This is a genomic window from Streptomyces yatensis (assembly GCF_018069625.1).
Classification (GTDB): domain Bacteria; phylum Actinomycetota; class Actinomycetes; order Streptomycetales; family Streptomycetaceae; genus Streptomyces; species Streptomyces yatensis.
In genome coordinates this window covers 6,494,908-6,514,439 of the sequence record NZ_CP072941.1, presented here as the reverse complement: position 1 = coordinate 6,514,439, position 19,532 = coordinate 6,494,908, and the positions used below count along the sequence as shown (strand labels likewise).

Genomic DNA, 19,532 nt, shown 5'->3' with positions numbered 1-19,532 from the left:
TGAATTGTCCGTTGAGCGTATGAGCGTGCGTGTTGGTGTTCTACGGCGACTATTCGCCGTAGTACGGGAGCGTGACACCCGGCAGTTCGTACTCGTCCCGGCGGCCGCACATGCCGTAACCGCCCCTGCGGCTGGGCCCGGTCGCGGTGACCCGCGCCTCGGCCAGATGCGAGGGGTCGCCCGCGGCGAGCGCGGTGAGCTGCTCACCGGTGCGCCGGGCGGCGGCGAGCGCCCCGTCCCGCCAGCGCGGCTCCCACTCCTTGACCTTGGGCGCGGCGATCCGCACCGCCGCCTCGTGGAAGGCGCGCAGCGGTCCCTCGTCGCCGCTCTCGGCGGCGGCCCGCAGCGTCAGATAGCCCTCGATCGCCAGGTCCCGGCGGCGCCTGGCCGCCGCGTCGGCCTCCGGCCCCTCCTTGGCGGGCAGCGCGGCGGCCGCCGCGTACCGCTCGGGGTCGGCCAGCACCTCGGGCGGGAAGGTGAAGACGGCGTCCCCGGCCTCCGGCAGCCCGCTGTTCTGCATCAGCACGGTCACCTTGAGACCGCCGCCCTGCACCATCCGGTGCACCGTGCCGGGGGTGAACCACACCACCGCGCCCGGCTCCAGCGGGGTCTCGGTGAAGCCGTCCTGGACGGTCAGGGTCTGCACGGCGCCACGCCCGGCGGTGACCACATACGCCTCGGTGCAGGCCAGATGGAGATGGGGGCTGCCGCCGCACACCCCGTCGGCGGCCTCCCACTCGTACGCGCTGATGTGAGACATCCCCACACCACCCGGCAGCGGGGCGGACATCTCGCTCATCCGGCTCACCACCCGTGGTTCTTGAGGTAGCCCTCGGCACGCGCCCGGTCCCAGGCGCCGTCCGCGACCACCACCCGGTAGCGGTAGCCGAAGGACTCGCCCGGCGGCAGCTCGAACTCCTCGAAGAACGCCCAGGAGGGGGCGACCGAGGGGATCGGCTCGGAGCGCACGAACCAGTGGGAGGCGTGGATGGATTCGGCGTTCTCCGGGGCGTGCGCGAACAGCAGCGTGGAGTGCCCGTCCACGCCGTCGTGCTCACCGGTGAAGGCGACCCAGGGGGCCTCGGCGGCCGGGGTGCCCATCAGGTCCGAGGCGCCCTTCTCGCCCTCGCCGCCGCGCCCGTCCGGGCCGATCACATCGCCGCCGGTGAAGTCGCGCGGGCCGCGCCAGTTGAGCCCGGTGTATCCGGCCATCTCCCGGCCGGCGGTGGTCGGGGAGCCGAAGTGCAGGGCCTCACCGCGGATGTTGGTGAGCTGAATGGACCAGTCCAGCGCCCAGGTGCCCTCCTCCGGTTCCACCGAGTGGAGTTCGATGGTGCGCACCTCACGCGCCCACTCCTGGCCTGCGTTCTCGACCCAGGTGAGGTTCTCCACGAAGCGCAGCCGGTCGTCCGCGACCGCGAACTCCTCGAAGCCGTCGTGGCGCATCGAGCCCACGCGCTCCTCGACGTGCTGGTAGCCCTGCTCGGGGCCGAGGTAGGAGTTGCCGCCCCAGAAGTTCTGGCCGGACAGATGGCTGGAGGTCATCTGCAGGCCCTTGTGCCAGCGGTGGTCGCTGGGCCGGTAGCCGGAGACCGGGTTTCCGGCGAGGGTGCGCAGCGGATGGGCGTAGGGCTTACGGGCCTCGAAGGCTTCCGGGTCGGGCCGGTAGACGTAGGCCATCAGCTCGACGCCGCCGGAGGCGACCGAGATCCGTTCGCCGTGGGTGTGGGTGACGGTGATGTGCTGGGTCATGGCGGCCTCAGCTCTCCTTGGTGGTGGCGGTCGCTGCCTTCGGCGCCCAGGCGGGGTGGTTGCCGTGCATGGCGTCGTAGTACGGGTCCCCGGGCACGATCTCGCCCGCGCGCACGGGCTGCCCGGTGAAGGCCGCCTTGTAGAGCGCGGCGATGAACTCGAGGGTGCGGCGGGCGTCCTGGCCGCTGCCGGGCGGCCGTACGCCGTCGCGCATCGCGTCCAGCAGCCCGGTCAGCTGGGCCCCGTGCGAGCTGGGCAGATCGGCGGCCGGGGTGCGCCAGCGCTGCTGCCGGGCGGCCTCGTCGCGGACGTGCGGGGCGGGGGTGTAGACCCAGTCGTCGTTGCGGTGGCCGTAGAGATGGGTCAGCTCGACGGTGGCGTCCGCGCAGTCGATACGGATCCGGCTGACCTCGTCGGGCGAGAGCACGCTGTTGACGACGGTGGCCATGGCGCCGCATCCGAACCGCACCAGCGCGGTGGACACGTCCTCGCTCTCCACCTCGTGGATCAGCCGTCCGGCCATGCCGCGGATCTCGGTCCAGTCGCCGAGGAGATGGAGCAGCAGATCCATCTGGTGGATGCCGTGGCCCATCGAGGGGCCGCCGCCCTCGGTCTCCCAGCGGCCGCGCCACGGCACCGCGTAATAGGCGGTGTCGCGGTGCCAGGTGGTCTGGCAGTGGGCCACCAGCGGCTGCCCCAGCGCGCCCTGGGCCAGCAGCTCGCGGGCGTGGACGGCGCCCGAGCCGTAGCGGTGCTGGAAGACCACCGAGGCGTACGGGCCGCCCGCCTCCCGCTCGGCCGCGGCTATCTCGTCGTACTCGGCGAGCGTGAGGCACAGCGGCTTCTCGCACAGCACCCAGGCGCCGGCCTTCAGCGCGGCCACCGTCTGCTCGCGGTGCAGGGAGGGCGGGGTGCCGATGAGGACAAGATCGGGGCGTTCGGCCTCCAGCATGGCCGCCACATCGGAGTAGCCGGTGACGGCGAAGGTGCCGTCCTCGGCCGCGGCGGCGCGGAAGGCGTCGAGTCGGTCGGCGGCCACGTCGACGGCGGCCACGAGGTCCACACGGTCGGCGTGATCACGTAGTGCGGGCAGATGGCTGCCGGTGACGATTCCTCCGGTGCCGACCACTGCGGCACGGAAACGGGCGGTGGCTGCTGCGGCCATGGGCTGAGGCTCCTCGCCGGGGGTAAGCGCTTGCTGGGGAGGACCCTAGGCATGGTCCGGATGACAGGACAAGACCCTGGACGGCAGAATCGCGCCGCTCATGGAGTGAGAGCATGGGGGCGCCAACCAGTGCGCGCGGGGTCCCAGAAGGTGACCATCGGGTGACCATCCAACGGAGGAAACATGGCAGTGACCCTGGCCGATGTGGCGGCACGGGCTCGGGTCTCGGCGGCCACCGTGTCGCGCGTCCTGAGTGGCAACTACCCCGTCGCGGAATCGACCCGGACCCGGGTGCTGCGCGCCGTCGATGAGCTGGAATACGTGGTCAACGGCCCGGCAAGCGCTCTCGCCGCCGCCACCTCCGATCTGGTCGGGGTACTCGTCAACGACATCGCGGACCCCTTCTTCGGCATCATGGCGGGCGCCGTGCAGGCCGAGATGGGCGCACCCGCGGGCGAACCGGGCCGCGGCGCCGAGAAGCTGGCGGTCATCTGCAACACCGGTGGTTCGCCCGAGCGCGAGCTCAACTACCTCACCCTGCTGCAGCGGCAGCGGGCCGCCGCCGTCGTGCTCACCGGCGGCGCGGTCGAGCACCCCGACCACGCCGCCGCCGTGGCCACCAAGGCGTCCCGGCTGGCCGCGTCCGGCACCCGGGTGGTGCTGTGCGGCCGCCCGCCGATCGCGGACGCGACCACCCTCACCTTCGACAACCGCGGCGGCGCCCGCCGCCTCACCGAACATCTGCTGACCCTCGGCCACCGCCGCATCGGCTATGTCGCGGGCCCCGCCGAGCGCACCACGACCCGCCACCGGCTGGAGGGCCACCGGGCGGCGCTCGGCGCCGCCGAAGTGAACAGTCTCGATGCCGACATGGAGCGGCTGACCGTGCACGGCCTGTACGACCGCGCCTCCGGCTATGACGCGACCCTCGAACTGCTGCGCCGCGACCGGGGGTTGACCGCCATAGTCGCCGCCAACGACACCATCGCGCTCGGCGTCTGCGCGGCCCTGCGCGACCAGGGCCTGCGGATCCCCGAGGACGTCTCGGTCGCGGGCTTCGACGACCTCCCCTTCAGCGCGGACGCGGTCCCGGCCCTCACCACGATGCGGCTGCCCCTGCACGAGGCGGGCGCCCGGGCCGGGCGCCTGGCCCTGGGCCGCGAGCCGCAGCCGCCGGGCGGGGTGGCGATGGTCCGCGCCGAACTGATGGCTCGCGCCTCGACGGCCCCGCCGCGAGGTTAGCCCCCTGCCCCGCACCCACCGGGCGGCTGAGCCCTGTGGTGTCCACCGGCTCCGGCCGACTCGTGGAGATCTCTTCGCCCGACGCGGTGCCCCGGTTTCCGGCCCGAGTTCCGGAAACCGGGGCGCGGACGTTCACCCGCGCAGCGTCGCGACCGGGCTGTTGTACGCCTGTGCCGTCAGCACCGGGTGCCGGGGCGAGCCGGCCGTGGACGGCCAGGACAACTCGACCGTGCGGGATTCGCCGGGGAGCAGCCACAGATAGTTGTCGCCGTAGAGCGTGGGGAGCACCCGGGGGCCGTTGGGCCGCTCCAGCAGGGACAGGCGGACCATCGCGGCCACGGACGAGCCCCGGTTGCGGATCCTCGCCGTCAGACCGTGGCGGTCCGCGGCGCGGGTCACCTCGGCCACCTCGCCGGTCAGCTTCACCTGCTTCGCCCTGTTGAGCTCCCGCAGTGCCGCGGGATCGCGGTAGCGCCAGTAGGTGTTCCGCGACAGCTCCCCGCCCTTCGCGTCCTTCAGGGTGAGGCGCAGCAGGTGCAGGGCCGGAAGGCCGTCCGACCAGGGGGCGGCGAACGCTTTCGTGGTGCTCGCCCGTGCCACGTTCACCAAGGTCGTCCTGGGCTTGCCGAGCAGGCGGCCGGACAGGTCGTACAGCTGGGCCGTGACGGTCGCGCCGTGCACCTCGCTCGCGGTGTGGTTCACCGCCATGACCTGCCAGTTCACCGGGTCGGCCTGCACATGCAGCGGCTCGCAGGCCGAACGGGCGCCGAAGTAGGTGCCGTTGACGTCGAAGTCGTAGTCGTACGTCTGCCAGACCGTGCTGTGCCAGGCCGGGTGGGACATCCACAGCATCAGTCCGGAGGCGTTGTCCCACAGGTTGGCGTTCCACGCCTCGAACATGGCGCGGGCGTTCTCGTAGTTGACGAACTGCGCCTTGCGGGCGAAGTCGTCCAGGTCACCCGCCTCGCCGAGGCGCGCCTCAATGGCGGCCTTGTACACCTGGGGCGCCTGGTTGCCGCGCTCGCTCCAGTCGTGGTGGTACCAGGCGCCCTTGATCGGCCACTCCGGCTCGTCACCCGTCATGGAGCGCAGGCTCGCCGCGGTGGAGACGACGGGCATGCCGATCTCGGTGTGGAAGCCGAAGTCCCTGCTGCCGTACGTCATGGGGTCGAAGTACTTCTCCGGCTCGACCCAGCCGTAGGGGCCACCGCCCGTGATGATGCCGCCGGCCGAGTTGTTCTGGTAGAGCAGGCCGGGCACCTGCTGCTCCACCGCCTCGCGCATCCCCTTGTCGATGGCGGCGGGCGGGTTGCCCTCGTTGGCGCCGCACCAGATCACGACGGACGGGTGGACGCGGTAGCGCAGCACCGTGTCGCGGGCGAGCGAGATGAACGCCTCGTGGTCCGGCGGGTCCATGCCCCAGGCGTTGGGGAAGTCGTTCCAGACCAGGATGCCGTGCCGGTCGCAGGCGGCGAAGAACTCCTCCCGGTCGCTGCTGCCCACCCAGTTGCGGATCATGGTGAAGTTCATGTCGCGGTGCATGCGCACCGCCGCGTCCATGCGGTCGGCGGGCATGCGGCGCAGCAGTTCGTCCCAGCCCCAGTTGCCGCCGCGGGCCAGCACGCGCACACCGTTGACGAGGATTTTCAGCGGGTCGGGCGCGTTCGACACGGACTTGACGTCGGTCCACCGCTCACCGTCGCCGGACACCTGGATCACATAGCTCTTGGGGTACGCCGACTCCCAGACGATCGCCACCCGGTCGAACGTCCGCGCGGAGCCCAGGTCCACCTGGATCCACTGGTGGTCCTCGTACTGCGACGACCAGCGGGTACCCGCGTCGCCGTCCGTGGCGTTCGAGGCGGGGTGATCGGATTCCTGCGTCGACGCCGTCACCGTCTTGCGCAGGGCGAGGTCGGTCCCGGGCTCGGCGCGGTCGATGACCCCCAGGGACCACAGCGAGTTGCCATAGCCGGTGTTGCGCAGACCGCAGCTGATCCGGACATAGCGGGCGGTTTGCTGGTCGAAGTCCTCGACCTGGAGGCTGGCGTTGCCGTTGTTGAACGGCAGCGGCACGGCCCCGTTGTCCACCGACGTCACATCGGCCCACTCGGCGTCGTCCGTGGAGACCTGCACGACGAAGGTCTTGGCGTACGCCTGCTCCCAGGTGAGGTCGACCTGGTCGACGGAGTGCGCCGAGCCCAGGTCGACACGGATCCACTGGTCGTCCTCGAACGCCGAGGACCAGCGGGTGTCCGGATCGCCGTCGGTCGCGTTGCCCGGACCGTGGTCGTCGCCGTCCGTGCTCGACGACTCGGCGGGCGCGTGCAGGGCGAGGTCGAGGGTCGGCCGGGTGCTGTCCCGCACGGCCAGGGTCCACAGCGAGCTGCCCCAGGAGGTCGCCCGCGTCCCGCACCTGATCCGGACGTACCGCGCCTGCCGCCGGTCGAAGGTGACCGTCTGGGTGTACGAGTCGCCGGACGCGGCGAACGGCAGCGGCACGTTGTACTCGTAGCCGAACTGGCGGATGCCGAAGCGGGTGGTGCGCCGGTCGCTCTCCGAGCCGTCGACCGACGCGGTGAGGGTGAGGTCGTGCAGGTTCGGCTCGCCGAGGCCGTTCGGCCACCACAGCTCGGGGTCGCGCAGCCGCAGCTGCCCGAAGGCGTCGGGGGCGAAGACGACGTCGACGCTCTTGCCGGCCGGCACGGTGACGGCCTTGGACACCCGGACGCCGCCGAAGGACGCGGTGACCGTCGTACGGCGGTCGACGGAGTCGGCGTTGCGGACCGGGACGACGATCGTCAGCTCGGCGACCGAGACGTCCGGCAGCTTCGGCAGGACGGTGTCCACCCGCGGGTCACCGATGACGATGTGCCCGGTCGACCGCAGCCGGACGTGGTTCCAGATGCCGGCCGCGCGGTCGCGCACCGCGGGCATCCAGTCCCAGCCCGAGGAGGCGAGGTACGTCGGGGAGTTGAGGTTCATCGACGACGCGCCGGCGTCCACCCACGACTCGCCCTCCGGGCCCTTGTCCCCCGGGCTGCCGGGCACCGGCATCGGGGTGATGCGCACGGCGAGCGCGTTCTCGCCGTCCCCCGCGAGCCGCCGGGTGACGTCGAACGCGGCACGGGCGAACGGGTACGTCAGGTCGCCGACCCGCTCGCCGTTCAGCCACACGTCCGCCTTGTGGTTGACGCCGTCGAACTCCAGCCACACACGCCGGCCGGCGCCGGTGCGCAGACCGCGGGGCAGCGCGAAGTCCCGCTTGTACCACCAGGAGTGGCGCGACAGGGCCTCCGGAATGCGGAGGTTGTTCAGGCCCGCCACCGGGTCGGGCAGCTTGCCCTGCTCCACGAGCGAACCGAGCACCGTGCCGGGGACGGTCGCCGGCAGCCAGGTGCTGGTGTCCACGGACGTCTTCGACAGCCGGGCGCCGTCGTCGTCGGCCCAGTCGTCCATGGTGAGCCGCCAGCCCGACGCCACGGGTACGGTGCCGTCGTGGGCGACCGTGAGCCGGGGCGCCTCGCCCTTGTGGGTGCCCCAGTCGGTCCAGCCGGTGACCGGGGGGCGGTGGTCCCCGGCAGTGCCGTACACCTCGAAGCCGTTGAGTCCGAGCGGCAGCGGGCTGGAGCGCTTCTGGGAGGTCAGGCGTACATGGCGGGCCCGCACCGGCCGGGCGGGCCGGATGTCCACGACACCGCCGGTGCCCGCCGTGCTGCGGTACGCGGTGGTCCAGGACGTGTTGTCCAGGGACGTCTCCACGACGAAGACCAGCGGGTAGCTCGACTGGATCTCCTTGCCGGTGGTGCCGCTGTGCACATTGCCCGAAGTGGGCGGCGTGTAGACCGGATCCGAGGAATCCGCCTCGAAGGTCAGACGGATGTGGGTGACCTCGCAGGCCGACTGGAGGTCGACGGCCACCCACTGCGGGTCACCGCCCTCGGCGCGCCATCCGCTGCCCCTGACGCCCGGGGAGGACAGCCGGTCGACCACGAAGGTGCCGGGCGTGGCGGCGTAGGCCGTCGAGGAGACCGAGACGGGGCGGTAGAGGGCCAGTTCGCCGGAGCCGGGGGGCTCGGCCGACGCGCCGGTGGGGACGGCGGCAGCATGCGGCACGGGGAGCACGGATCCGAGGCCGAGCGAGGCCAGCAGCGTGGTTCCCGTGGCGACGACGGTGCGTCGCGACGGAAGGCGTGACGGACCCGACTGTTCTGTCATGTTATGTGACGTCCCATCAGACAAACGCAAGCCGAACCGGCTCCGCACGCCCTCGCGCCGAACCGGGATGACAACGTTGCCAAAGGCTGTGCCGCCCAGCGATCCCTGTCAACCCCCGCGACCCGGATTGGCGGTTTCGGCGCCGGTGACGGGCGGGCCGGGTGCCGCGTCTCGACGTGGCCGAGCGATGCTTCAGCCGGGGTGGCCGCCTCTGCACGAGGCGGGGCGCGGGCCGGGCGCCTGGCCCTGGGCCGCGAGCCGCAGCCGCCGGGCGGGGTGGCGATGGTCCGCGCCGAACTGATGGCTCGCGCCTCGACGGCCCCGCCGCGCGGCTGAACGCTTCGGCGGAGCCGAGCCCGTGAGTGGCGCCCCGCCCCGTCTATGCCCCGGTCCGCTGGCGGGGCGCGCGGATCGCCGCGCTGCCGCCGTCCGGCGGGACGGGGCGCTGTGCGGCGCGGGCCGCCTCGCATGCGGCGCGGGCCGCCTCGCACGAGGGGGCGCAGACGTACAGCCGGCACGTCTCGGTGACGCCGCCGTAGTCCACCTCCACCGTGCAGATCGGCCGGTCCGCGTAGAGGCGTGCCGCGCACAGGGCGCAGTTCCAGCCCTGGAGCTGGCCGAAGACCCATTTCCGGCCCGGGGCCAGCAGTTCCGCTATCCGCTCCCGCTCCTGCTCGGTGCGCTCCTCTTCCGTCACCGGGTGTGCCCCCGTTCGCGGGCGCGGCGCATGGCGGCGGCCTCGGCGACCGGGTCGCGCCGGTGGGCCAGGGCGTGGGTCGGGCAGGCGTACACCGTGCGGCCGGGTCCGCTGCCGCCGTGCTGGACGTCCACGATGACCGGCTCGTCGGTGGGCAGCTCGCAGCGGTAGCAGGTCTGGCGCCCTTGCGGGACGGGGCCGAGTTCGACACGGTCGGCCTCGGCCAGCGCTCCCCACAGCTTCCAGGCATCGGTCAGGTAGTGATCGACGGAGAGCGGCACACGCCAGTGGGTGCCGGGCGGCGTGGTCCAGGAGTTGGGCGGCACGCCGAGGTAGGTGCACTCGTCCGCCAGCTCGGTCAGGACCCGCACCTGCCGCAGCTGCCAGCTCGTGGCCGAGCCCACCGCGACGAGCCAGTACAGGGTGCCGTACTTGTCCTGGATGACGGCGCCGTTCTCGTCGCCGAGGAGCTTTAGGGCGCGTTCCCCGACGGTCGGCGCGGCTCTTACGGCATCCCACCACTTGCCTGCGGGTAACGCCTGGACATCCGTGGCGGGCGGCGGTGTCCACGGTAAGGCTCTGGTCGTCACGTCGGGCTCCCCTGCTGATCTGCGAGGGGCGGCGCCGAACAAATTCCTGGCGGGAGCAAGGGGCAACGCCGCCGCGATACGGATCACGCTAGGTGTGCGCGCGATTACGCCCCAGTGACGAAGTGCCGTAGCCCAGCCTCAGTTTTCGGCGGGACTACGGCACTTGTTCATGCCGCCGGGTCCACGCCCAGCCGCACCGCGAGCTTTCGCAGGTCCCGGTCGCGGCGCCGCTCGGTCTCCAGCAGTCCCCCCACGGTGGAGGCGGCGAGCATCTGGTGGGTCAGCCACTCGGGATGCTCCTCGTCGAGGGTGAGCAGCACATCGCGGGCGCCCTCGTCGTCATGCGTCTGGTAGCGGGCGAATGCCAGATCCAGCCGGTGCCTGGCGCGCGAGATCTTCCACGGCAGCTCATCCATGTTGACCCCACTGGCTGTGGCCAAAGCCTTGTCCGGGTGGCCGAGCGACACCTGGACGGTGGTGGCCTGCATGCCCACGCTCGCCGGGCCGAAGGCGGTGCCTCGCACCCGTACCGGGCCGGACAGCGCGGCCGCCGCCTCCGCCTGCCTGAGGAAGGTGAGCGCGTCGTCCTTTGTGCTGTCGGACTCATCGCGGTTCGCCCGTGCCGCCGAGACGGCACCGGACAGCAGCAGGATCCCGAACATCGCGAACTTCTCAGGGTTGCGGTCGGAGAAGCGCGGCTCGATCTCGGCCGCCCTGCGGGTCGCCACCTGCTGGGCATCGCTCCATCGGCCCTGCCGCAGGAGCACAAGCGAAAGCGTCGAGACGGCGAGAGCGTGCCGCAGCTCGTCGCTCGCGCGCGCCGTGGCCTGCATGGCTCGCTCCACCGCGGTGTAGGCCAGGTCGGTCTGCCCCAACTGCGCGGCCACGTCGGCGACGATGATGTGTGCGGCGGCGGACATCGACCACACCGTGTCGTGGTCGGGGCCGCCCTCGGCCTCGCGGGTGGCCGCCTTCAGATCGCTCACGAGCCCGGGCAGCATGCCGACCAGGTCGGTGAACTGGCCGAGCCGATAGTGCCTCTGGGCCTGCTCCATGACCGGGCGGAGATCGTCCGGGCCGGGCGCGTCACTGTCCGCGCCGCACAGGTCCAGCCCCGGCAGATCGCCCGGGGCCTGGATGGCGGCCCGCAAGGCGATGACTCCGCCGTCGGGCGCGAGGGATCGCGTCATGGTGGGCTGGCCCAGCAGGCGGGCGAGTTCGATGTCGAGTGCGCCCGCCAGCTTCTGATACGTGGCGATTCTCGCTCCCCGCTGGGTGCCCTGCTCCAACCTGCGGATGGTGTCGACGGACACGCCGGCGCGGTCGGCGAGTTGCTCTTGCGTGAGGTCGCGAATGTCGCGAAGCCGGACCAGTCGCTTGCCAACGGACAGATCAGTCATCTGATACACCACCGCCAGAAGGTCTTTGGGCCACGGTACGCCCGGAGGGGGGAGCCGTGGGAAGCCCAGCAGGCATCGGGCACACGAAGGAGCGCCCGCCCGCCGCGCGGGCCGGGGGCGAACTCGAAACGCGTCCGCGTTGCGGTCGCCGCCGAACATCTCCCCCTCCCGCAGGGGACCCCCCCTTCCCAAATACTTGATCTGGCGCAACTATGAGGTCAAGCGAAATCGACACAGGGGTACGGAGGGGTGCCGGATGGGCCCGCGCGACAATCTCGATCTGGCCGTGGACGAGGTCCGCGACTTCAACCGGATGTACACCCGCCTGATCGGCGTCCTCGACTACCCCGGGCAGCTCAACACCCCGTACACGCTGAGCGAGGCCCGCATCCTCTACGAGCTGGCGCGGCGGGAGCGCACCCACGTCTCGGCCCTCCGGGAGCAGCTCGGGGTCACCGCCGCGCATCTGAGCCGGACGCTCAGCCGGTTCGAGGAGCGGGGGCTGGTGACGCGCGAGCGCCACCACCGGGACGCCCGCTTCCAGGAGGTGCTGCTCACCGCCGAGGGCCGGGCGGCGGCCGACGATCTCGACCGGCGGTCGCACGAGGCGGTGACCAGGCTGCTGGCCAAGTTCCCCCGGAACGAGCTGGGGCGGCTGCGGGAGGCGCTGGCGACCGCGCGGCACGCGCTCACCGGCCCGGCCGAGCCCGAGGTGCGGCTGCGCGGGCTGGAGCCGGGCGACCTGGGCTGGATCGTGCAGCGCCACGGCGCCGTGTACGCCCGGGAGTTCGGGTGGAACGCCGAGTTCGAGGCCCTGGTGGCCCGGATCGTCGGGGAGTTCGGCGCGGGCCACGACCCGGCCCGCGAGCGGGCGTGGATCGCGGAGCTCGACGGCCGTCCCGTCGGCTCGGTGATGTGCGTCCGGGACGAGCAGCCCGATACGGCCCGGCTGCGGCTGCTGCTCGTCGAACCGGAGGCGCGCGGACGGCGGCTCGGCGAGTGGCTGGTCGGCACCTGTGTCGACTTCGCACGCGAGGCGGGCTACCGCGATCTCGTGCTGTGGACCAATGACGTCCTGACCTCCGCCCGCCGGATCTACGAGCGCGCCGGGTTCGAGCTGATCGCCGAGAAGCCGCACCGCGGCTATGGCTCGCCTCTGGTCGGCCAGGACTGGCGACTCGCGCTACGGGGCCCGGAGCACGACTGACGGCCTGCGGTCCGCGTCGGTCCGCCTGCCGTCCACGTCGGTCCGCCCACGGTCCACGTCGGTCCGCCCGCGGTCCGCGTCGGTCCGCCCACGGTCCGGGGGATGCGCCGTGCGCGTCCCAGCGGACCTGGTGAAGTCGGCCGCGGTTCAGCAGCGCCGCCAAGGGGCGCGGGGCTGTGTCCATGTGCGGCTCCGCCGCGGCCGTGTCGATATGCGGCTCCGCCGCGTGGGCGACCAGCCACGACGGGCGCCGCGGACGAACGACGGGACGTCACGGCGCACCCGGCGGAGCACTCTGTGACGCAGATCACCGCAACGCGGTCCGCGCGGTGGACAGGGGGGAGTGTGGAGACATCACTGCGCACTCGCGTGCGAGCCGGGGATCCGGATGCCTTCGGGCAGCTCTTCGACGAGTGCGCCTCGGTGGTCTACCGGCATGCCATCCGGCTGACCGGCGACGGGGGCATGGCCGACGACATCGTGTCGCTCACCTTCCTGGAGGCGTGGCGGCTGCGGGAGCGGCTGCTTCCGGGGGACGACAGCCTCCGCCCGTGGCTGCTGGGCATCGCGACGAACGTCACGCGCAACACCACGCGGGCGGCGCGAAGACACCGGACCGCGCTCGCCAAACTCCCGCCCCCGGACCCCGTTCCGGACTTCGCCGACGAGGTGACCCAGCGCCTGGCCGACACCGAGGAACTGGCCGCCGCGCAGAAGGCGTTGCGCACGATGCGCCGCGGGGAGCGCGAGGTGTTCACGCTCTGCGTGTGGGAGGGGCTGGACGCCGCGACGGTGGCCGAGGCCCTGGGCGTGGCCACCGGCACCGTACGGGCCCGGCTCTCGCGCGCGAGAAAGCGCCTGCGCAAGCTCACCGAGCTCGAACTCGCCCGCGGCACGGGCGGCGGCAACGTCACGGGCAGCACGGACAGCGACGCCACGGGCAGCGACGGCGGCACGCGGGACGCGGACAGCGACGGCGGCACGCGAGGCGTGCGCAGCGGACTCCCCACGCGGGACGCGGACGGCGGCGCCGGGCAGGGCGCGGTGCAACGCGCGGCGATGGTCGGACAGATACCGGTCAGCCGCCATCAGGCGGCCCGGTCCACGCAGGAGAAGAAGCGATGAACACCAACCCGCGACGAGCCGATCAGCCGGTCGACCCCCAGGAGCTGGCCGAGTTGCTGCCCGCCCCGGGCCGTCCGGTGCTCCGGCAGGACCGCCACCGCGTCCTGAAGGAGCATCTGATGAAGCAGATCAGCGACGAGACCATCAGCAACGAGACCGTCTACGAACTGTCGGGTACGCCGGACACGGCATCCGCGCCGCCCGCACCCCGGCGCCCCCGACGCCGCCTCGTCCTCATCGCGGCACCGCTGGCGCTGGCCACCGCCGTGGTCGTGGGCGCGGTGGCGGTCGACGGTCTGCGGGACGGCGAGGGCGGCGCCACCGGCGTCGGCGGTGACCCCAGGGCCGAGCACCGGCAGGCCGTACAGCTGCTGGACCGGATCGCCGTGGCGGCGGCCGACCGCCCGGCGGTCAAGGCCCGTGACGACCAGTTCATCTACACCAGGTCCCAGGGACCCTCGTCCACGTGGGGCGGTCCCTCGAAGCTCGTACGGGACTCCAAGGGGAAGGTCACGGGCACCAAGACGTACGAGGGGAACGTCCGCAGTGAGGAGTGGCAGCCCGTGTCCGGCAAGCGGGACGGTCTCCGGCACCTCACCGGGTTGTCCCCCAGCGGCGAACCCGTCCACAACGAGACCGAGGACATCGCCATGTCTCCGGGAGTTCGGACCGTCCGGCAGCTCGAGGCCCTCCCCACCGACCCCGACGCGCTGCTGAAGAAGCTCAAGAGCGACAGCGGGGTGGTGAAATCCCGGCTGACCGAGACGGTCTTCGAGAACGTCTCAGCCATCCTCGATCAGGCCACCCTGCTGCCCGAGTTCAATGCCGCGCTCTACCGTGCCGTGGCCAAACTGCCGGACGTCCGCGTCGTGGAGAACGTCAAGGACGGCGCGGGCCGGTCCGGTATCGGCCTCACGTACACCCCTCGCGAGAAGCGTGACCAGACCACGACCGAGTGCTGGGTCTTCGACGCGAAGAACCTGACCTACCTCGGAACGAACACGAGCGCGCTCCTGGACGTCACCGTCGCCGATGAAAAGGGCAAGGTGACGCGGATCGACATCGACGCGTCCTGAGCCGCCCTGAGCCGTCCCGCACCGTCCCGAACCGGCTCGAACAGTCATGAACAGGCTCGAACCGCCACTAACCGGCCGTCAAGCCGCCGAACGGCGTCCGCCCCGGCGGGCGCCTTCCCGGTCGCACAGGTGACGAGTCGTCACCTCGACCGGAAATCCGCTCGCGCGGGCGGGTCCCGTACGGGAAGGATCGGCGCACACGCAGGCCCGTACAGCACGCGGGAATCACACGGGGAACGTCCATACGACGCACCCGTGCGGCACGTCGGAACGGCACAAGAGCAAAGGGTGTACCCCTGAGTACCCAGCAGGTCATCGAGTGGACCGAGGACGGCCGGACCCGGACCGCCCACTGGCGCTCCGAGAACGGCACGCCGCCGCCCCGGCGGATCGAGGTGGCGGACGACCGGATGCCCGCCGGCACCGCCCACCGCCGCGCCTGCGAGGGCACCGCGCTGCTGTGGCGCGGCGACTACCAGGGCGCCCGTCAGCTGCTCACCGCGCTGGCCCGCCGGATCGACCGCGGACCACGCCGGGCCAAGGAGCGGCGGGCCCCGGCGGCGTCACCGGCCGAGGTGTTCCACCGGCACCGCCAGGCCCAGTCCCGGCGGGCCCGGCTGCTGGGGATGCTGCTGGTGCCGCTGGACGCGGACTTCGGCATCCCGCTGCGCCGGGCGCCGGACGTGCGGCAGGCGTGCGCCGAGGCGTACGGCCCGGCGAGCGGGCGGGCGTCGGTGACCTCGCTGCCGGAGTTACTCGGGCTGATCGGCGCGCACCAGTGGCGCCGTAAGGGCGTCGAGGTGCCGGCGCTGGGCGGCGACCGCATCCATCCGCACTACGGGGTCTTCTCGCCGGTGCGCGGCGAGTACGTCGACCTGGTGGCCGAGGCCCCGCTGCCCACGCGGGAGCTGGCCTTCGACATCGGCACCGGAACCGGCGTCCTGGCCGCCGTCCTCGCCCGGCGCGGCATCCGGCGAGTGGTGGCCACCGACCAGGACGCGCGGGCGCTGGGGTGCGCCCGCGAGAACGCGGCCCGTCTGGACCTGTCCGAGCGGATCGAGGTGGTCGAGGCCGACCTCTACCCGCCGGGCCGCGCCCCGCTGGTGGTCTGCAACCCGCCGTGGGTCCCGGCCCGACCCTCCTCACCGCTCGAATACGCGGTCTACGACCCGTCCAGCCGTATGCTGCGCGGCTTCCTGAACGGCCTGGCCGGGCATCTGACCCCCGGCGGCGAGGGCTGGCTGATCCTCTCCGACCTCGCCGAACACCTCGGCCTGCGGCCACGCGCCGAACTCCTGGCCGCCTTCGCCACGGCGGGCCTGACGGTCGCGGCCCGCCTGGACATCCGCCCCGCCCACCCCCGCGCCCTGGACCCCACCGACCCCCTCCACACGGCCCGCGCGGCGGAGGTCACCTCGCTATGGCGGCTGACGGCGGGCTGAACTCATTCGGGTGCGCCCCGAAGGGGCGCGGGGCTGTGTCGATATGCGGCTCCGCCGCGTCGGCGCGACCAGCCACGACACAGCCGCGGATGAACGACCGCACCTCGCAACACTTCCCGCGGAGCGCTTGCGCCACAGCGAGCCCGGCTCAGTTCCCCACGCCGAGGCCGGACATGAACGCGGACGGGTAGCGGTCGCCGCGTGCCGCGCCCCGGGGCATCGCCTTCTCGATCTCGGCGAGGTCGTCGGCGGTGAGGTCCAGCTCCGTCGCGGGCAGTGCCTCGGCCAGCCGCTCGCGGGTGCGGGCGCCGATCAGCGGCACGATGTCCTCGCCCTGTGCGAAGACCCAGGCGATGGCCAGCTGGGCGACGGTGCACCCCTTCGCCTCGGCCACCCGGCGCAGCGCGTCCACGAGGGCGAGGTTGTGTGCCACGTTCTCGCTCGCGAACCGCGGGCTGAACGCGCGGGAGTCGCCGGGGTCGGCGGTGCGGTCGGGGGTCCAGTGCCCGGAGATGAGGCCGCGGCCCAGGACTCCGTACGCGGTCAGTCCGATGCCGAGCTCGCGGAGCGTGGGCAGGACGTCCGCCTCCACCGCGCGGGAGATCAGCGAGTACTCGATCTGCAGGTCGGCGACCGGGTGCACGGCATGCGCCCGGCGGATCGTCGCCGCGTCGACCTCCGAGAGGCCGAGGTGCCGTACGTACCCGGCGTCGATCATCTCCTTGATCGCGCCCACCGTCTCCTCGATCGGCACCGCGGGGTCCAGCCGGGCGGGGCGGTAGATGTCGATGTGGTCGGTGCCCAGCCGGGTCAGCGAGTAGGCCAGGAAGTTCTTCACCGCCTCGGGACGGCCGTCATGCCCAGCGGCGCCGGGGCCGGGCCCCCGCAGCATGCCGAACTTGACGCTCAGCGTGTAGCTGTCGCGATCGCGGCCGCGCAGCGCCTCGGCGAGCAGCAGTTCGTTGTGGCCCATGGCGTAGAAGTCGGCGGTGTCGATCAGCGTGACGCCGGCCTCCAGCGCGGCGTGCACGGTGGCGATGCTCTCCGTACGGTCGGCGGCGCCGTACGCACCCGACATGCTCATGCCGCCCAGCCCCATGGCGGATACGGCCGGGCCGGTGCTGCCCAGGGTTCGCGTCTGCATCGCGTTCTCCTTCGTCGTCGATCTGTCGTCGAGCTTTCGTCGATCTGGTCTCGATCTGTCGCCCACCCTGCGCCCGCGCCGCGGCCCATGGGAGCGGAGCGTTCATCGTGGGAGAGCCGCTCCCTGGATGGTCCGCCCGCCGCGAGGGACCCTGGGGAGATGGAACGTGACCAGCTCGCCGACTTCCTGCGCCGCCGCCGCGAGGCGATCCGCCCGGCCGAGGTCGGCATCACCGACGGCCCCCGGCGCCGGACCAGCGGCCTGCGCCGGGAAGAGGTGGCCATGCTCGCGGGCATGTCGGTGGACTACGTCGTCCGCCTGGAACAGGGCCGCAGCAGTCAGCCCTCGCCCCAGCTGCTCGGCGCGCTGGCCCGGGCGTTGCGCCTCTCCGAGGACGAGCGCGACCACCTGTTCCACCTGGCCGGGCACCGGCCCCCGCCCGCGGACGGGGTGGCCGGCCTGGCGCGCGCCGGTCTGATCCGCATGCTCGACCTGCTCGGCGACAACCCGGCCCTGGTCCTGTCCGACCTGGGCGAGGTCCTCGCCCAGAACCGTGCGGCCGTCCTGCTGACCGGCGACCACACCGGCTTCACCGGCGACCGGCGCTACATCGCCTACCGCTGGTTCACCGACCCCGCCGAGCGCGCCGTCGCCCCGCCCGAGGATCGGGAGCACCACGCCCGCCAGCTCGTGGCCGACCTGCGCGCGGCCGCCGGCCGCCGGTCCGGCGACCCCACGGTCACCGGACTCATCGACCGGTTGCGGGCCGCGAGCGCCGACTTCCGCCGGCTCTGGGCCGAGCACGAGGTGGCGGTCCGGCGCGCCGACCGCAAGACCCTGCTGCACGCGCGGGTGGGCCGCCTGGTGATGGACTGCGAGACCCTGGTCACCCCCGACCAGGGCCAGCTCCTGCTGGTGCTCACCCCGGCGGACGCCGAGACCCGCGAACGGCTGCAGCTGCTTCAGGTACTCGGCATCGAGGAATTCCCCACGGGGTCGACGGACACGCCCATCCGGTGAGGCGGCCGCCCCACGGGGGCGCGGGGCGCCCGCAGAACCGGGCGGTCGGCCACGACGTAACGGGCCGCCGAGGCAGGCATAGCCCGCACGCTGCGGGCCGAGCGGCCACGGCCCCGACGGGCCCGGACGACCGCGCAGGGCACCGGGCGCCCGCGGGCCCGGGCGGTGGGCCACGACCTGCCCGCCAAGACACGCCGTAGGCGTGAGGTCAGGATTGACCCGACTCGTGCCCCTGCTTAGCGTCCGGGATGCAGGGCAGGAAGATCCCCACGTACCGCACGACCCCCATCAAGGGAGCCCGCATGAAGCTCGCCTTCTCCACTCTCGGCGTCCCCGGTATGCCCATGCCCGACGTCGCCCGGCTCGCCGCCGGGGCCGGATACCACGGCGTGGAGCTGCGCGCCCACCCCGAGGAGCCGGTGCACCCGGGGATCGGCGCGGATGAACGGGCCAGGGTGGCGGCGGAGTTCCGGGACGCCGGGATCGAGATCCTCACCGTCGCCGGATATGTGCGCGCCGCCGAGGCCGGGCCGGACGAGCCGGTGCTGGCCGGGCTGCGGGAGCTGCTGGAGCTCGCCCACGACCTGGGCGCCCGCCATGTCCGGGTCTTCCCCGGCGGCGGGGAGCAGAGCCCGGAGGAGGCCGACGCCACGGCCGCCCGGCGGCTCGCCGCGGCCGCGCCCCGCGCCGCCGACCTCGGCGTACGGCTGCTGCTGGAGACCCACGACTCGCATCGGACGGGCGCGGACGCGGCCCGGGTCCTCGGCCTGGTGGGCCATGGCAGCGTCGGGGCGATCTGGGATGTGATGCACACCTGGCTGGGCGGTGAGGACCCGGCCACCAGCTATCCGGCGCTCTTCCCGCATCTGGGCTACGTCCAGGTCAAGGACATCGCCTCGGCCGACGACACCACCCCGCTGCCGCTGGGCGAAGGGGTGCTGCCGCTGACCGAGTGCGTGGAGCTGCTCAGCCGTGAGGGCTGGGACGGCTGGCTGTGCTGGGAGTACGAGAAGCGGTGGTATCCGCAGGCCCGGGAGTTCCCGGAGCTGCTGGCCCCGGGCCGGGAGCACCTGCTACGCCTGCTGACCGACGCGGCCTGACCACGCCGGGTCCCCGACAGCCCCGGGCTCGCGGCCGCTCGGCTCGGAGCCGTCCAGCTCGGAACCGACCGACTCCGGCAGAAGCGGCTCGGGGCGGCGGTCCGACTCGTTCGCCTCGGATCGGGGGCCCGACCCAGGCGCCTCAGGTCGGAGGCCCGACCCGGGTACCCCGGGACGGAGGCCCACCCCAGGCGCATCTGGCAGCGCGCCCACCCCAGGCACATCCGGCCGGGCGCCCGCCCAGCGCACCTCAGATCGGCGGCCCGCCCCGCGGGATCGGGGACCCGACCCAGGTGCCTCGGTACGGAGGCCCGACCCGGGTACCTCGGGACGGAGGCCCGACCCGGGCACCTC

Annotated in this window: 15 protein-coding genes and 1 pseudogene; 8 read left to right on the top strand and 8 right to left on the bottom strand. The window is 72.9% G+C overall.

The window, feature by feature from the left end; all coding sequences use genetic code 11:
- Positions 1-49: 49 nt before the first annotated feature.
- The 3 genes from J8403_RS27465 to J8403_RS27455 are packed head-to-tail and all read right to left on the bottom strand — an operon-like array spanning position 50 to position 2,917.
- Complete coding sequence (locus tag J8403_RS27465) at positions 50-799, bottom strand: cupin domain-containing protein (protein ID WP_211125504.1); 750 nt, start codon at positions 797-799, stop codon at positions 50-52.
- Positions 800-804: 5 nt separating this feature from the next.
- A complete protein-coding gene (locus tag J8403_RS27460; protein ID WP_211125503.1) occupies positions 805-1,752 on the bottom strand; it encodes a DUF6807 domain-containing protein in 948 nt (315 codons plus the stop codon).
- Between the two features lie 7 nt (positions 1,753-1,759).
- Positions 1,760-2,917 carry a Gfo/Idh/MocA family protein gene (locus J8403_RS27455; RefSeq protein WP_211125502.1) on the bottom strand — a complete coding sequence of 386 codons (1,158 nt, stop codon included), beginning with the start codon at positions 2,915-2,917 and terminating at the stop codon, positions 1,760-1,762.
- A gap of 183 nt (positions 2,918-3,100) precedes the next feature.
- Between J8403_RS27455 and J8403_RS27450 the strand changes: the two genes are divergently transcribed.
- A complete protein-coding gene (locus J8403_RS27450; protein WP_211125501.1) occupies positions 3,101-4,159 on the top strand; it encodes a LacI family DNA-binding transcriptional regulator in 1,059 nt (352 codons plus the stop codon).
- Between the two features lie 132 nt (positions 4,160-4,291).
- On the opposite strand, the gene J8403_RS27445 is transcribed toward J8403_RS27450, so the two are convergent.
- Positions 4,292-8,377: a discoidin domain-containing protein gene (locus tag J8403_RS27445; protein ID WP_211125500.1), complete on the bottom strand. Its 4,086-nt coding sequence runs from the start codon at positions 8,375-8,377 to the stop codon at positions 4,292-4,294.
- A gap of 222 nt (positions 8,378-8,599) precedes the next feature.
- Between J8403_RS27445 and J8403_RS43830 the strand changes: the two are divergent.
- A pseudogene (locus J8403_RS43830) lies at positions 8,600-8,713 on the top strand (LacI family transcriptional regulator); the annotation flags it as partial.
- Positions 8,714-8,756: 43 nt separating this feature from the next.
- Here J8403_RS43830 and J8403_RS27440 read toward each other — a convergent pair.
- The 3 genes from J8403_RS27440 to J8403_RS27430 form a co-directional block, all read right to left on the bottom strand.
- Positions 8,757-9,074: a hypothetical protein gene (locus J8403_RS27440; protein ID WP_211125499.1), complete on the bottom strand. Its 318-nt coding sequence runs from the start codon at positions 9,072-9,074 to the stop codon at positions 8,757-8,759.
- Positions 9,071-9,664, bottom strand: coding sequence for a hypothetical protein (locus tag J8403_RS27435; protein WP_211125498.1), 594 nt, complete (start codon positions 9,662-9,664; stop codon positions 9,071-9,073). Before J8403_RS27435 ends, J8403_RS27440 begins: the two co-directional genes overlap by 4 nt.
- A gap of 167 nt (positions 9,665-9,831) precedes the next feature.
- Positions 9,832-11,064, bottom strand: a complete 1,233-nt coding sequence (locus tag J8403_RS27430; protein ID WP_211125497.1) for a helix-turn-helix domain-containing protein — start codon at positions 11,062-11,064, stop codon at positions 9,832-9,834.
- A gap of 256 nt (positions 11,065-11,320) precedes the next feature.
- On the opposite strand from J8403_RS27430, the gene J8403_RS27425 reads away from it, so the two are divergent.
- The 4 genes from J8403_RS27425 to J8403_RS27410 all read left to right on the top strand — a co-directional run bounded on the left by J8403_RS27425 (position 11,321) and on the right by J8403_RS27410 (position 15,914).
- On the top strand, positions 11,321-12,271 hold the full coding sequence (locus J8403_RS27425) for a bifunctional helix-turn-helix transcriptional regulator/GNAT family N-acetyltransferase (protein ID WP_246586010.1): 951 nt from the start codon (positions 11,321-11,323) through the stop codon (positions 12,269-12,271).
- A gap of 345 nt (positions 12,272-12,616) precedes the next feature.
- The gene (locus J8403_RS27420; RefSeq protein ID WP_211125496.1) at positions 12,617-13,396 is read left to right on the top strand and encodes an RNA polymerase sigma factor; all 780 of its coding nucleotides are present in this window, start codon (positions 12,617-12,619) and stop codon (positions 13,394-13,396) included.
- Positions 13,393-14,472: a CU044_5270 family protein gene (locus tag J8403_RS27415; protein ID WP_211125495.1), complete on the top strand. Its 1,080-nt coding sequence runs from the start codon at positions 13,393-13,395 to the stop codon at positions 14,470-14,472. The genes J8403_RS27420 and J8403_RS27415 overlap by 4 nt, the downstream gene beginning before the upstream one ends.
- Positions 14,473-14,768: 296 nt before the next feature.
- On the top strand, positions 14,769-15,914 hold the full coding sequence (locus J8403_RS27410) for a N5-glutamine methyltransferase family protein (protein WP_211128448.1): 1,146 nt from the start codon (positions 14,769-14,771) through the stop codon (positions 15,912-15,914).
- A gap of 148 nt (positions 15,915-16,062) precedes the next feature.
- On the opposite strand, the gene J8403_RS27405 is transcribed toward J8403_RS27410, so the two are convergent.
- Entirely contained in the window at positions 16,063-17,058 is a 996-nt protein-coding gene (locus tag J8403_RS27405; RefSeq protein WP_211125494.1) for an aldo/keto reductase, read from the bottom strand.
- A gap of 159 nt (positions 17,059-17,217) precedes the next feature.
- Between J8403_RS27405 and J8403_RS27400 the strand changes: the two genes are divergently transcribed.
- Positions 17,218-18,078: a helix-turn-helix transcriptional regulator gene (locus tag J8403_RS27400; protein WP_211125493.1), complete on the top strand. Its 861-nt coding sequence runs from the start codon at positions 17,218-17,220 to the stop codon at positions 18,076-18,078.
- Between the two features lie 302 nt (positions 18,079-18,380).
- On the top strand, positions 18,381-19,178 hold the full coding sequence (locus J8403_RS27395) for a sugar phosphate isomerase/epimerase family protein (RefSeq protein WP_211125491.1): 798 nt from the start codon (positions 18,381-18,383) through the stop codon (positions 19,176-19,178).
- Positions 19,179-19,532: the final 354 nt, after the last annotated feature.